The following is a 13,600-nucleotide window of genomic DNA, read 5'->3' as shown; positions in this document are numbered from 1 at the left end:
ACGCAATATTCAAAAGCTTACTTTTTAGCAGCTTTAGGACGTTTAGTTCCGTATTTAGAACGGCCTTGCATACGGTTGTTAACACCAGCAGTATCAAGCGCACCACGAACGATGTGGTAACGTACCCCTGGTAAGTCTTTTACACGTCCGCCACGGATCAACACTACGCTATGCTCTTGAAGGTTGTGCCCGATCCCAGGGATGTAAGCAGTCACTTCAATTCCGTTAGTTAAACGTACACGAGCGTATTTACGAAGAGCCGAGTTCGGTTTCTTCGGTGTCATCGTACCAACACGAGTACATACTCCACGTTTTTGCGGAGAAGAAACGTTGGTTTGAGCTTTTTTGAAGCTGTTGTAGCCTTTGTTAAGAGCTGGAGAGTCAGATTTTTTACCTTTTGACTCACGGCCTTTACGAACCAATTGATTAATTGTAGGCATTTGTTTTTTCCTCCTTTCCTTACGTTTTTTCTAAGACCACTGAACCAGGTGGTTCATCTTTGGACAAAAGAAAGTTTTTGCGAGAGGCCACGCGGGTGACGTCGCAAAAACATTTATTTTATCCTTTTATAGCAACAGTTGCGGCTCCAACATCAATTCCGCAAGCTTTACCAAGCTTTTTCATGGAATCAACTCTCGTAATCGGGACAAGTTTTTCCTGTGCGATCTGTAAAACCTTACCGGTCACACGAGGATCAGCATCATCGGCAACGACGAGCTCTTTCACTTCCCCGTTTTGCAAAGCCTTAATGGTTTGCTTAGTTCCTACGATAAAATCAGAAGCCTGTGTCACTTTTTCATAAGACATCGTTATATCCTCCAAAGTAACATTTCTTAGGAGCACTCAGATATGATATCACTGTTGTGCTCCCAATGTCAACACTTCTCTTGTTAATCTTGCGGGACTAGTTCTGTTGCAGCGTTATCAGCGGTTTCGCCTTCTTCTGTTGCTACTGGAGAATCCATTCCTACATTTCTGTAGACGGACATTCCGGTACCAGCCGGGATCAGCTTCCCGATGATTACATTCTCTTTCAATCCGAGCAATTCATCACGTTTACCTTTGATTGCTGCATCGGTCAAGACACGAGTTGTTTCCTGGAATGATGCTGCAGACAAGAAGGATTCTGTTTCAAGAGATGCTTTGGTAATACCAAGCAGCACAGGACGCCCTGTAGCAGGGATGCCTCCTTCAAGGAGAACCTTTCTGTTTACATCGGTAAAGTTATGAATATCCATCAATGCTCCAGGCAATACGTCGGTATGGCCTGCATCGATGATACGCACTTTGCGAAGCATCTGGCGAACCATTACCTCTACGTGTTTATCTCCGATTTCTACCCCTTGCATACGGTATACTTTCTGAACTTCACGAAGAAGGTATTCTTGAACGCCTTCCGCACCTTTAACTTTGATCAATTCTTTAGGATCGATTGAACCTTCAGTAAGAACTTGACCTGCTACCACTGCGTCACCTTCAGCAACTTTAATGCGGGCACCGTATGGTACAGTGTAAGATCGGGTTTCAATCTCGCCTTGAACAAGGATTTCACGCTTTTCTTTGGACTCGTTGATGCTGATGACGGTTCCTTCAAGCTCAGAGATTAATGCCTGACCTTTCGGGTTACGTGCTTCAAACAACTCCTGGATACGCGGTAAACCTTGAGTGATATCGTCTCCTGCTACCCCACCTGTATGGAACGTACGCATTGTAAGCTGTGTTCCCGGTTCCCCGATGGATTGGGCAGCGATGATACCAACCGCTTCACCGACTTCAACGTCAGAGCCTGTCGCCAGGTTGCGGCCGTAACATTTCTTACATACACCGTGACGAGTGTCACAAGTGAATACGGAACGAAGGGTTACTTCTTCAATGCCAGCATCAACGACCAGTTGTGCAGAATCTTCCGTAATTTGCTCGTTTTTGCTGACTAGAACTTCGTTTGTTTCCGGATGGTACACCGTTCTGAACGCTGTACGGCCGACTAAACGCTCGTATAAGTTCTCGATGACTTCATTGCCTTCTTTAATAGCCGCAACTTTAAGACCACGGTCAGTTCCACAGTCATCTTCACGGACGATAACGTCCTGGGCTACGTCTACAAGACGGCGAGTCAAGTAACCTGAGTCCGCTGTTTTAAGTGCTGTATCGGCAAGACCTTTACGCGCACCGTGTGTAGAGATAAAGTATTCGAGTACCGTCAGACCCTCACGGAAGCTGGACTTGATCGGCAATTCGATGATTTTACCAGCCGGGTTGGCCATGAGACCACGCATACCGGCAAGCTGTGTAAAGTTAGATGCGTTACCACGGGCACCAGAGTCACTCATCATGAAGATCGGGTTTCTCTTATCAAGGGTAAGCATTAATTTTTGCTGGATTTCATCCTTCGCCTGGCTCCAGATGTTGATGACGCGCTCATAACGCTCGTCTTCTGTAATCAAACCGCGGCGGAACTGTTTCGTTACCGTTGTAACTTTTTCTTCAGCTGCCGCTAGGATGACCTGCTTCTCAGGCAATACGACGATGTCAGAGACACCAACCGTAATCCCTGCCCGCGTGGAGTATTTAAATCCAAGGTCTTTCATGCGGTCAAGCATCTTGGAGGTTTCAGTAATCTTAAATCGTTTGAACACTTCTGCGATGATCTTACCGAGAATCCCCTTCTTGAACGGAGCAACTTCATCGTGTTTAGCGATTTCTTCCTTAATGTTGGCTCCTTGCGGAAGGAAATACTTTTCTGGTGTTTCGATCTGTAGGTTGGCAGTTGTCGGTTCGTTGATGTATGGGAATGACTCAGGAAGAATCTCGTTAAAGAGAAGTTTTCCGACAGTCGTCATCAACATCATGTTTTGCTGGTGCTCTTTAAATGACGGCTTGTTTAAAGTGGATACCGGAACCGCAATACGCGTGTGAAGATGAACATAGCCATTTTCATATGCCACAATTGCTTCGTTCGCATCTTTAAACACTGATCCTTCACCAATTGCACCTGCACGTTCCATCGTAAGGTAGTAGTTACCCAATACCATATCCTGAGATGGTGTAACAACCGGTTTACCATCTTTCGGGTTCAAGATGTTTTGTGCAGCCAGCATAAGAAGGCGTGCCTCAGCTTGCGCTTCTGCAGATAAAGGTACGTGGACCGCCATTTGGTCACCGTCAAAGTCAGCGTTGTATGCTGTACATACGAGCGGGTGAAGACGTATCGCGCGCCCCTCTACGAGAGTCGGCTCGAACGCCTGGATCCCAAGTCTGTGAAGAGTAGGGGCACGGTTCAGCAATACTGGATGCTCTCGAATAACATCTTCAAGTACATCCCATACTTCAGGCTGAACACGTTCAACCTTGCGTTTCGCGCTCTTAATGTTATGAGCAAGGCCTTTGGCAACAAGCTCTTTCATAACGAAAGGCTTGAACAGCTCAAGTGCCATCTCCTTAGGAAGACCGCATTGGTACATCTTAAGGTGAGGTCCTACTACGATAACGGAACGGCCAGAATAGTCAACACGCTTACCAAGAAGGTTCTGACGGAAACGGCCTTGTTTCCCTTTAAGCATATGAGAAAGAGATTTAAGCGGACGGTTACCAGGACCAGTTACTGGACGGCCGCGGCGTCCGTTGTCGATAAGAGCATCTACCGCTTCTTGAAGCATACGTTTTTCATTCTGTACGATGATATTCGGCGCACCTAAATCCAAAAGGCGCTTCAAACGGTTATTACGGTTAATAACACGGCGGTAAAGATCATTCAAGTCAGATGTCGCAAAGCGTCCTCCGTCAAGCTGCACCATAGGGCGAAGCTCCGGCGGAATAACAGGAAGAACATCTAGGATCATCCAGAATGGTTCGTTTCCGGAATGACGGAACGCTTCAAGAACTTCCAGGCGTTTAATCGCGCGGGTACGACGCTGACCCTGCGCAGTTTTAAGCTCTTCTTTCAGCTGATCGACTTCTTTGACAAGGTCGATGTCTTCAAGAAGGCGTCTGATGGCTTCAGCACCCATCTGTGCAGTGAACCCCTGACCGTATTTTTCACGGTAGGAACGGTATTCTTTTTCAGAAAGCAGCTGTTTTTTCTCCAGCGGCGTTTCACCCGTATCTGTCACCACGTAAGATGCAAAGTAAATAACTTCTTCCAGTGCTCTTGGAGACATATCGAGTACAAGACCCATACGGCTTGGTATTCCTTTGAAATACCAAATGTGCGAAACAGGTGCAGCAAGCTCGATGTGACCCATACGGTCACGTCGAACTTTTGCACGAGTTACTTCTACGCCGCAGCGATCACATACGACACCTTTATAGCGGACACGTTTGTATTTTCCGCAATGGCATTCCCAGTCCTTTTGAGGTCCGAAAATACGTTCACAGAACAAACCGTCTTTTTCAGGCTTTAATGTACGATAGTTGATCGTTTCTGGTTTTTTCACTTCTCCTCTTGACCAAGAACGGATCTTATCAGGAGAAGCGAGGCCTATTTTCATATACTCAAAATTGTTTACGTCTATCAAGGAGCAAACCTCCCTTATGATATCCTGTTTTTATTCACTCACAGTGTAAGATTCAAGATTTAAATTAAGCTTTTCATTCGCTTGATCTTCTTCATCATCAAGCTCGCGCATTTCGATTTCCGTATCGTCACCGGACATGATCTTAACGTCCATTCCGAGTGACTGAAGTTCTTTGATCAATACTTTGAATGATTCAGGAACTCCAGGTTCCGGTACGTTCTCACCTTTGACGATGGCTTCGTATGTTTTCACACGGCCCACAACGTCATCGGATTTGACGGTAAGAATTTCTTGAAGAGTATAAGCGGCACCGTAGGCTTCAAGCGCCCAAACCTCCATCTCACCGAAACGCTGTCCACCAAACTGCGCCTTACCACCAAGCGGCTGCTGGGTAACAAGGGAGTACGGTCCGGTAGAACGTGCGTGAAGTTTGTCATCGACCATGTGGGCCAGTTTGATCATATACATGACACCAACTGAAACACGGTTGTCAAACGGAACTCCTGTTCTTCCATCATAGAGAACGGTTTTACCATCACGGGCCATTCCCGCTTCTTCGATGGTTTCCCAAACATCTTCTTCACGCGCGCCGTCAAATACCGGCGTTGCCATGTGAAGGCCAAGCTGTCTTGCAGCCATACCAAGGTGAAGCTCAAGCACCTGACCGATGTTCATACGCGAAGGTACACCCAGAGGGTTCAACATGATATCAATCGGTGTTCCATCTGGAAGGAACGGCATATCTTCTTCCGGCATGATGCGGGAGATAACACCTTTGTTTCCGTGGCGTCCCGCCATCTTATCCCCTTCGTGAATCTTACGTTTCTGTACGATATAAGCACGTACAAGCTGATTCACTCCAGGAGGAAGCTCGTCGCCGTCTTCACGGTTAAACACTTTAACATCGAGAATGATTCCATCCCCGCCGTGAGGTACACGAAGAGATGTATCACGAACTTCACGCGCTTTTTCACCAAAGATGGCGTGAAGGAGGCGTTCTTCAGCCGTTAGTTCAGTAACCCCTTTAGGAGTAACTTTACCTACGAGGATGTCTCCATCTTTTACTTCCGCACCGACACGAATGATTCCGCGGTCATCCAGATTTCGAAGAGCTTCTTCCCCCACGTTCGGAATATCTCTTGTAATTTCTTCTGGCCCAAGCTTTGTATCGCGTGCTTCCGATTCATATTCTTCAATATGGATGGATGTATAAACATCATCTTTTACCAGACGTTCGCTCATGATGACCGCATCTTCATAGTTATAGCCTTCCCATGTCATGAAGCCGACAAGAACATTTCGCCCGAGAGCAAGTTCTCCTTTTTCCATGGATGGTCCGTCTGCAAGGATTTCTCCTTTAACTACACGGTCGCCTTTGCTGACGATTGGACGCTGGTTATAGCACGTTCCTTGGTTGGAACGAATAAATTTAAGGCAGTTGTAACGGTCAAGCGGACCTTCTACTTCTTTTCCGTCCACCATTTCAATGCGGCGTACCTGGACTTGTTTTGCAGTAACCTTCTCAACAATTCCTTCATACTTACAGATAACAGCTGCACCGGAGTCTTTTGCAGACACGTGCTCCATTCCTGTTCCGACGACCGGCGCTTCCGGTACCATTAGAGGAACCGCTTGACGCTGCATGTTCGCACCCATAAGGGCGCGGTTGGAGTCATCGTTTTCAAGGAATGGAATACAAGCTGTAGCGGCGGATACGACCTGCTTCGGTGATACGTCCATATAGTCGATTCGATCTCGTTTGACGATGGTGTTTTCACCGCGGAAGCGTGCGATAACGTCTTCGTTCAGAAATTCTCCGTCTTCCCCCAGAAGGGAGTTCGCTTGTGCTACTACATAGTTATCCTCTTCATCAGCAGTTAGGTAATCGATTCGGCCTGTAACTTTACCAGTTTCCGGATCGACACGGCGATATGGCGTTTCGATAAAGCCGTATTCGTTTACTTTTGCATAGCTTGACAAGGAGTTGATCAAACCGATATTCGGCCCCTCAGGCGTTTCAATCGGACACATACGGCCATAGTGGGAGTAGTGAACGTCACGGACTTCAAACCCGGCGCGCTCACGTGTAAGCCCACCAGGTCCTAGAGCGGACAGACGGCGCTTATGTGTAAGCTCGGCCAGAGGGTTAGTCTGATCCATGAATTGAGAAAGCTGAGAGCTTCCGAAGAACTCTTTAATCGCGGCAATAACAGGACGAATATTGATCAGTGCCTGTGGTGTGATCGCGTTCGTGTCTTGGATAGACATACGTTCACGCACTACACGCTCCATACGGGACAAACCGATACGGAATTGGTTTTGGAGAAGCTCACCTACAGAACGCAAGCGGCGGTTTCCAAGGTGGTCAATATCATCGGTGTTACCGACACTATGAAGCAAGTTGAAGAAGTAGTTGATAGATGCGATGATGTCAGAAACCGTGATGTTCTTCACAGACTTCTCGACATTGGCATTGCCAATTACTTTAATGATTCGTTCACCATCAGCGTCATCCGGAGCATAAATGTTAATAGACTGAAGCGGGATATCCTGATCTTCAGCTACACCGCCTGCCGGAGTAACATGACGGAAACCGATGCCGTTTTCAAGATAAGGAAGTATCTTGTCCAGCGTACGGCGGTCTAATAAAGTTCCTGCTTCCGCAAGCACTTCTCCCGTTTCTGGATCAGCTAAAGTCTCAGCCAGCTTCTGATTGAATAAGCGGTTTTTAATATGAAGCTTTTTGTTGATTTTATAACGTCCAACACTCGCCAGGTCATAACGCTTCGGATCAAAGAAGCGGGAGTCTAACAAACTCTTGGCGTTATCAACAGTAGGAGGTTCGCCGGGGCGAAGGCGCTCATAGATTTCTAGGAGTGCTTTTTCCGTACCTTCTGTATTGTCTTTATCAAGGGTATTTCTTAAATACTCATCTTCTCCAAGCAAGTCGATGATTTCTTGATCAGACCCAAACCCTAATGCACGAAGCAATACGGTAATAGGAATTTTCCTAGTGCGGTCAATGCGCACATATACTATATCTTTGGCGTCTGTTTCGAATTCGAGCCAGGCACCTCGGTTTGGTATAACAGTGGCAGTGAAACCCTTTTTACCGTTTTTATCAATCTTTTCACTGTAGTAGACACTTGGTGAACGAACAAGCTGGGAAACAATTACACGTTCAGCACCGTTGATCACAAACGTGCCTGTATCTGTCATTAACGGGAAATCTCCCATAAATACTTCTTGCTCTTTCACTTCGCCAGTCTCTTTATTAATGAGACGCACCTTTACACGAAGCGGCGCAGCATAAGTTACATCACGCTCTTTTGATTCTTCCACGGGATACTTTGGCTCTCCTAGGCTATAGTCAATAAACTCTAGCACGAGATTTCCAGTGAAATCTTCAATCGGCGAAATGTCCTGGAACATTTCACGCAGTCCCTCATCAAGAAACCATTGATAGGAAGCCGTTTGAATTTCGATTAAGTTCGGTAACTCAAGGACTTCGCTAATTCTTGCGTAACTTCTTCGTTGGCGGTGGCGTCCAAACTGAACTAGTTGACCTGTCAACTGATTCACCCCTCAAATCCAGCGTTTTTTCTTGTTCCTATATACTCTAACATTCTATTATCGAATGTCAGAAAGACAAAAAGAAAAAGGGTTTTTATAAAAACCGCAATTTCAATCGAGCAACAGATTATATAATTTTGTCCAAATTCTTCTCTTGATATACCCTAAAAGGTTATAATATCGAGGTTTTTTCTGCATTTGAACAGAAAGGCAGAAAATGTGAATTCATTGGCATTTTATAATATTAGCATAGACTCCATGCAGAGTCAACGTTTTATCGCTCGAATAATATAGTACCCCTTGCTTTTTGAAACAGTCTCCACTTCCATAAAAACGGATTGGAGTTTTTCAATGGCAGAAGGAGCACCCTGTTTCTTTTGGATAACGATCCATAACTCACCGTCCGCCTGCAATTTATCAAACGATTCTTCAAAAAGCTGATGCACGACCTTTTTCCCGGCGCGGATTGGCGGGTTTGAAAGTATGGCGGCAAAACTTGATTCTTGGACATTTTCAAACAGGCTGCTCTTTCGAACCTCAATGTTTGAGATCCCGTTTTTCTTCGCGTTTTCTTCCGATAATTCCAGGGCACGCTCGTTAACATCCACCATGAGTACACGCCGGCCTGGATTTTCTTTAGCAATCGCGAGCCCAATCGGCCCATACCCGCAGCCCACATCCAAACAATCACCGTCAACTCCAGGAAAAACAAATTCTTCAATCAGCAGCCTGCTACCGAAATCTACTTCTTTCTTTGAAAAGACACCGGAATCAGACGTAAATTTGAACTCATGGTTTCTAAGTGTGAACGTCCAGCTTTTCGGATCGCTTTTAACGTCCGGCCGTTCAGAATAATAGTGACCACTCATGTCCATCTTCCTTTCTGTTAAAGGAACTCCTGTTAACAGTATGACCAGGATTGACTTCAAATAAAAAGGTCCGCCTGTTGGCGAACCCCATTTTTGATTTAAAATTACTTAACTTCTACAGAAGCTCCAACTTCTTCAAGTTTAGCTTTCATTTCTTCAGCTTCTTCTTTAGCAACGCCTTCTTTAACATTGCTTGGAGCGCCGTCAACTAGTTCTTTAGCTTCTTTAAGACCAAGGCCAGTAAGCTCACGAACTACTTTGATAACTTTGATCTTAGAAGCGCCAGCGCCAGTAAGAACTACATCAAATTCAGTTTTCTCTGCAGCAGCTTCTCCGCCAGCAGCTCCACCAGCTACAGCTACAGGAGCAGCAGCAGTAACACCAAACTCTTCTTCAATTGCCTTAACTAGGTCGTTAAGTTCTAAAACTGTCATATTTTTTAAGCTTTCAATGATTTCTTTAGACATTATAATTTCCTCCTTAGTTAGTTGAATCTAATTTGATTTAAAACGAAAAGCTTATGCGCCTTGTTCTTCTTTTTGTTCTGCAACTGCTTTAGTAACCAACGCAAAGTTGCGGATTGGCGCTTGAAGCACGCTGAGTACCATAGAAAGAAGTCCTTCGCGTGACGGAAGATCGGCAAGAGCTTTTACTTCCTCAAGTGTTGCGATACGGCCTTCAATTACACCCGCTTTGATTTCAAGAGCTTCGTTTTCCTTAGCAAAGTTGTTAAGGATTTTAGCTGGAGCTACTACATCGTCATTGCTGAACGCAATCGCTGTAGGACCAACCAAATGCTCGTTAAGCTCAGATAAGCCAGTTTCGTCAGCTGCACGTCGAGCCATTGAGTTTTTGTATACTTTGAACTCGATACCAGCTTCACGAAGTTGTTTACGAAGTTCAGTTACTGCTGCTACGCTAAGACCGCGGTAGTCAACAAGAATTGTTGATTTGCTGTCGCGCAATTGTCCAGCGATGTCAGAAACTATTTGCTTCTTTGTTTCAAGAATGCTGCTCATCCTTACACCTCCTGTAGAATAGTTTAGTCATCTTCATACCGTAGCCATAAGAAAAGCCTTCATGTTAGACATGAAGGCGTAGTGTCAGAAATCAAGCAATCAAAATTGATCTATTCTGTGCTACACACCTCGGCAGGATTATTAAGCGTTAAGCCCCTGCTGTCTACGGCATGACATAGATATTTATTTACAACATCACAAACTATATCAGTTTAAATAATGTTTGTCAACTATTTTTTAAGTGTAAAGTTAGACGGGTTAACTTTGATTCCAGGTCCCATAGTTGAAGAAATGGCTACGTTACGAACATAAGTCCCTTTTGCAGCCGCTGGTTTCACTTTAAGTAATGTTTCGATGATTGTACCAAGGTTTTCAGCCAGCTTTTCGTTGTCGAAAGAAACTTTACCGATCGGCACGTGAATGTTTCCAGCTTTGTCTACACGATATTCTACTTTACCAGCTTTAATATCGTTAACCGCTTTCTCAACTTCAAATGTTACAGTACCTGTTTTAGGGTTAGGCATTAAACCTTTTGGCCCCAATACGCGTCCAAGACGGCCAACTTCAGCCATCATGTCAGGTGTTGCTACGATTACATCAAAGTCAAACCAACCTTGCTGGATCTTGTTGATGTAGTCAGTATCGCCAACGAAATCAGCTCCAGCAGCTTCTGCTTCTTTCGCTTTTTCGCCTTTAGCGAAAACTAGCACACGCTGAGTTTTACCAGTACCGTGCGGAAGCACTACAGCACCACGAACTTGCTGGTCCGCTTTCTTAGGGTCTACCCCAAGGCGTACCGCTACTTCTACAGACTCATCAAATTTAGCTGTCGCCGTCTTTTTAACAAGCTCGATTGCTTCAGCAGCTTCATAAGATTTTTGGCGGTCTACTAATTTAGCCGCTTCTTGGTATTTCTTTCCTTTTTTAGCCATTGTAAAAATTTCCTCCCTTATGTGGTTTAGCGGATATTCCTCCCACTTAAGCGGTCTCTCGAGATTTTGAGGCCGCCGCGCCTTTTGGGAACGCCGAAAATTCTCAAGTGCTCCGTCAGGCTTTTGTTCCATTAATAAAGGTTGCGAACCGTTTCCGGCAGGATGTCTCCTTTACTCGCAACCTTTTTTAAGCATCAGGATTAGTCTTCGATAACAATTCCCATGCTGCGCGCTGTACCTTCAACCATACGCATTGCAGACTCTACGTTTGCAGCGTTTAGGTCAGGCATTTTTGTTTCTGCAATTTCGCGAACTTTATCACGTTTTACAGTTGCAACTTTTTTCTTGTTTGGCTCACCTGAACCTGACTCGATTCCAGCAGCTACTTTAAGTAGAACAGCAGCTGGAGGAGTTTTAGTGATGAATGTAAATGAACGGTCTTCAAAAACCGTGATTTCAACCGGAATGATTAAACCAGCTTGATCAGCAGTACGAGCGTTAAACTCTTTACAGAATCCCATGATGTTAACACCAGCTTGTCCTAGTGCAGGTCCAACCGGTGGTGCCGGATTTGCTTTACCAGCAGGGATCTGAAGCTTTACCATTTTAATAACCTTTTTAGCCACGCGACACACCTCCTTAAGTCCGTGATGTGGTATATGGGTGCAATACCCTCCCACTCAAAAATACGCTTCCCCCTTGCTTAGGAGAAAGCAGTTGTTTAGAAATATCAAACATTAAAAAGTCTATCACTTTTTAAGTTGGATTACAAGTGTTTTTGAAATTAGTTGAAAAATTAAAGCTTGACGACCTGATTGAAGTCCAATTCAACCGGCGTTTCACGGCCGAACATATTCACGTGAACTTTGAGTTTTCGTTTCGCAGGGTCGATTTCTTCGATCGTTCCGACAAAATCAGCAAACGGGCCTTCTTTTACTTTGACCGCTTCCTTCAACTCATAATCGACTTCAATTCGAGGCTCTTCCATGCCCATGCCTTTAAGAATGTGCTCAACCTCTTCAGGCAAAAGCGGAGTCGGTTTGGAACCCGCTCCTGCAGATCCGACGAATCCTGTAACACCCGGCGTGTTTCGTACGACATACCATGAATCATCCGTCATGACCATTTCAGTCAGGACATATCCAGGGAAGACCTTCTTCATAGCTGTTTTTGTTTTGCCGTTCTTGATTTCGGTTTCTTCTTCAACAGGAACCAATACACGGAAAATCTTGTCCGACATTCCCATCGATTCCACGCGCTTTTCCAGGTTCGTTTTCACTTTGTTTTCATACCCTGAATAAGTATGAACGACATACCAGTTTTTTTCCATATTTATCGGGACAACCCGTGTCCTTTCCCTCCTAAACGGATATACTCTAGCATTGTATCCAGTTATGTTTCTATATAATCAACCTAGTCTAAAATGAGCTCAATAAGCTTAGAAATGCCAAGGTCAACTGCCCAGAAAAAGATTGCCATCAAAACAACTGTCAGAATCGTTACGGCTGTATAGCGAACCAGCTCATCACGCTTCGGCCAGCTTACCTTTTTCATTTCCTTCTTAACGTCGGATAAGAATTTTGCAGGTGACTTTCTTGTTTTTTCAGCAATGTCAGCCATCATGTTACCCCCATTACCTATGATATATGCGTAAACTGCCGGCTAGCCGGCCCCTTATTTCGTTTCTTTGTGGGTAGTGTGAGCATTGCAATGACTGCAAAACTTTTTAACCTCGATACGTTCAGGGTTCTGTGCCTGGTTTTTCATGGTGGTATAATTTCGGCTGTTGCATTGACCGCAGGCTAAAATAACTTTTTTTCGCATAATAACACCTTCCGTGCGTTAAAACCCACTCATCCACGAATCTATACTACTTTTACCACATTATCACAGCCCAAAAGGCTTGTCAATAAAGGTCGGAACGGCTCAAAGCTGGAGAACCGTTCCGCCGCCCTTTAAAAAATTTTGCCGAAATAAAAAAAGAAAAGCAGGGATATCCCTGCTTATAATGTTATTTCTCTTAGTTCAAGATATCTTTCGAGCTTCCTTTTCACGCGCTGCAATGCATTATCGATCGATTTGACATGCCTGTCCAAGTCGATGGAAATCTCCTGATACGATCTTCCGTCCAGGTAGAGCATCAGAACCTTCCGTTCAAGGTCACTCAATATCTCTCCCATTTTCAGTTCAATGTCATCAAACTCTTCCTGGTTAATGATCAATTCTTCCGGATCGGTAACCTTGGTTCCGCAAATCACATCCATCAGTGTCCTGTCCGATTCTTCATCATAAATCGGCTTGTCCAGTGATACATACGAATTAAGCGGAATATGTTTCTGCCTTGTGGCTGTCTTAATAGCCGTTATCATTTGCCGTGTGATGCACAGTTCGGCAAAAGCCTTAAAGGATGAAAGCTTGTCCTCTTTATAATCCCGGATAGCTTTATAAAGGCCGATCATGCCTTCCTGGATGATATCTTCCCGGTCAGCTCCGATCAAAAAGTAAGATCTGGCTTTGGCGCGTACGAAATTTTTATACTTGTTGATTAAAAATTCAAGTGCAGCACTGTCTCCTTCATGGACATGTTCAACCAGGCTTTCATCTTCAATCTGTTCATACTCCAGAACCGTCATTTCTTTGAGGTAAATGCTCACGACAATCCCCCCGTCAGAGCCTGAATGCAAGGCAAAATA

At 44.9% G+C, this 13,600-nt stretch carries 13 protein-coding genes and 1 other annotated feature; all 13 genes read right to left on the bottom strand.

Features of this window, described 5'->3' with window-relative positions:
• Positions 1-17 precede the first annotated feature (17 nt).
• The 13 genes from rpsL to sigH all read right to left on the bottom strand — a co-directional run bounded on the left by rpsL (position 18) and on the right by sigH (position 13,561).
• Positions 18-440: a 30S ribosomal protein S12 gene (rpsL, locus tag ABHN01_RS03385; RefSeq protein ID WP_053356202.1), complete on the bottom strand. Its 423-nt coding sequence runs from the start codon at positions 438-440 to the stop codon at positions 18-20.
• A 118-nt stretch (positions 441-558) separates the two neighbouring features.
• The gene (locus tag ABHN01_RS03380; protein ID WP_290402282.1) at positions 559-807 is read right to left on the bottom strand and encodes a 50S ribosomal protein L7ae-like protein; all 249 of its coding nucleotides are present in this window, start codon (positions 805-807) and stop codon (positions 559-561) included.
• 83 nt (positions 808-890) lie between these two features.
• The gene (gene rpoC / locus ABHN01_RS03375) at positions 891-4,514 is read right to left on the bottom strand and encodes a DNA-directed RNA polymerase subunit beta' (protein WP_429874386.1); all 3,624 of its coding nucleotides are present in this window, start codon (positions 4,512-4,514) and stop codon (positions 891-893) included.
• A gap of 30 nt (positions 4,515-4,544) precedes the next feature.
• Positions 4,545-8,087 carry a DNA-directed RNA polymerase subunit beta gene (gene rpoB, locus ABHN01_RS03370; RefSeq protein WP_290402284.1) on the bottom strand — a complete coding sequence of 1,181 codons (3,543 nt, stop codon included), beginning with the start codon at positions 8,085-8,087 and terminating at the stop codon, positions 4,545-4,547.
• Positions 8,088-8,353: 266 nt separating this feature from the next.
• Positions 8,354-8,956 (bottom strand): class I SAM-dependent methyltransferase, encoded by a 603-nt coding sequence (locus ABHN01_RS03365; protein ID WP_429874385.1) that lies wholly within the window; start codon positions 8,954-8,956, stop codon positions 8,354-8,356.
• Between the two features lie 104 nt (positions 8,957-9,060).
• A complete protein-coding gene (gene rplL / locus ABHN01_RS03360; protein WP_290402286.1) occupies positions 9,061-9,423 on the bottom strand; it encodes a 50S ribosomal protein L7/L12 in 363 nt (120 codons plus the stop codon).
• A gap of 51 nt (positions 9,424-9,474) precedes the next feature.
• Complete coding sequence (rplJ, locus tag ABHN01_RS03355; RefSeq protein WP_429874384.1) at positions 9,475-9,975, bottom strand: 50S ribosomal protein L10; 501 nt, start codon at positions 9,973-9,975, stop codon at positions 9,475-9,477.
• A gap of 40 nt (positions 9,976-10,015) precedes the next feature.
• Positions 10,016-10,162: a sequence feature (ribosomal protein L10 leader region), on the bottom strand.
• Between the two features lie 43 nt (positions 10,163-10,205).
• Complete coding sequence (rplA, locus tag ABHN01_RS03350) at positions 10,206-10,907, bottom strand: 50S ribosomal protein L1 (protein WP_290402288.1); 702 nt, start codon at positions 10,905-10,907, stop codon at positions 10,206-10,208.
• 200 nt (positions 10,908-11,107) lie between these two features.
• Positions 11,108-11,533, bottom strand: coding sequence for a 50S ribosomal protein L11 (rplK, locus tag ABHN01_RS03345; RefSeq protein ID WP_007203564.1), 426 nt, complete (start codon positions 11,531-11,533; stop codon positions 11,108-11,110).
• A gap of 170 nt (positions 11,534-11,703) precedes the next feature.
• Entirely contained in the window at positions 11,704-12,237 is a 534-nt protein-coding gene (gene nusG, locus ABHN01_RS03340; protein ID WP_290402289.1) for a transcription termination/antitermination protein NusG, read from the bottom strand.
• An 83-nt stretch (positions 12,238-12,320) separates the two neighbouring features.
• Positions 12,321-12,527 (bottom strand): preprotein translocase subunit SecE, encoded by a 207-nt coding sequence (secE, locus tag ABHN01_RS03335; RefSeq protein ID WP_429874383.1) that lies wholly within the window; start codon positions 12,525-12,527, stop codon positions 12,321-12,323.
• A gap of 54 nt (positions 12,528-12,581) precedes the next feature.
• Positions 12,582-12,731 carry a 50S ribosomal protein L33 gene (gene rpmG / locus ABHN01_RS03330; protein WP_290402290.1) on the bottom strand — a complete coding sequence of 50 codons (150 nt, stop codon included), beginning with the start codon at positions 12,729-12,731 and terminating at the stop codon, positions 12,582-12,584.
• Between the two features lie 179 nt (positions 12,732-12,910).
• Complete coding sequence (gene sigH / locus ABHN01_RS03325; RefSeq protein ID WP_290402291.1) at positions 12,911-13,561, bottom strand: RNA polymerase sporulation sigma factor SigH; 651 nt, start codon at positions 13,559-13,561, stop codon at positions 12,911-12,913.
• Positions 13,562-13,600: the final 39 nt, after the last annotated feature.

This window comes from Fictibacillus sp. NRS-1165 (assembly GCF_050468105.1).
In the GTDB taxonomy this organism is placed as follows: domain Bacteria; phylum Bacillota; class Bacilli; order Bacillales; family Fictibacillaceae; genus Fictibacillus_C; species Fictibacillus_C terrinigri.
The sequence above is the reverse complement of the archived record's forward strand: the minus strand, read 5'-3'. Positions and strand labels throughout refer to the sequence as shown.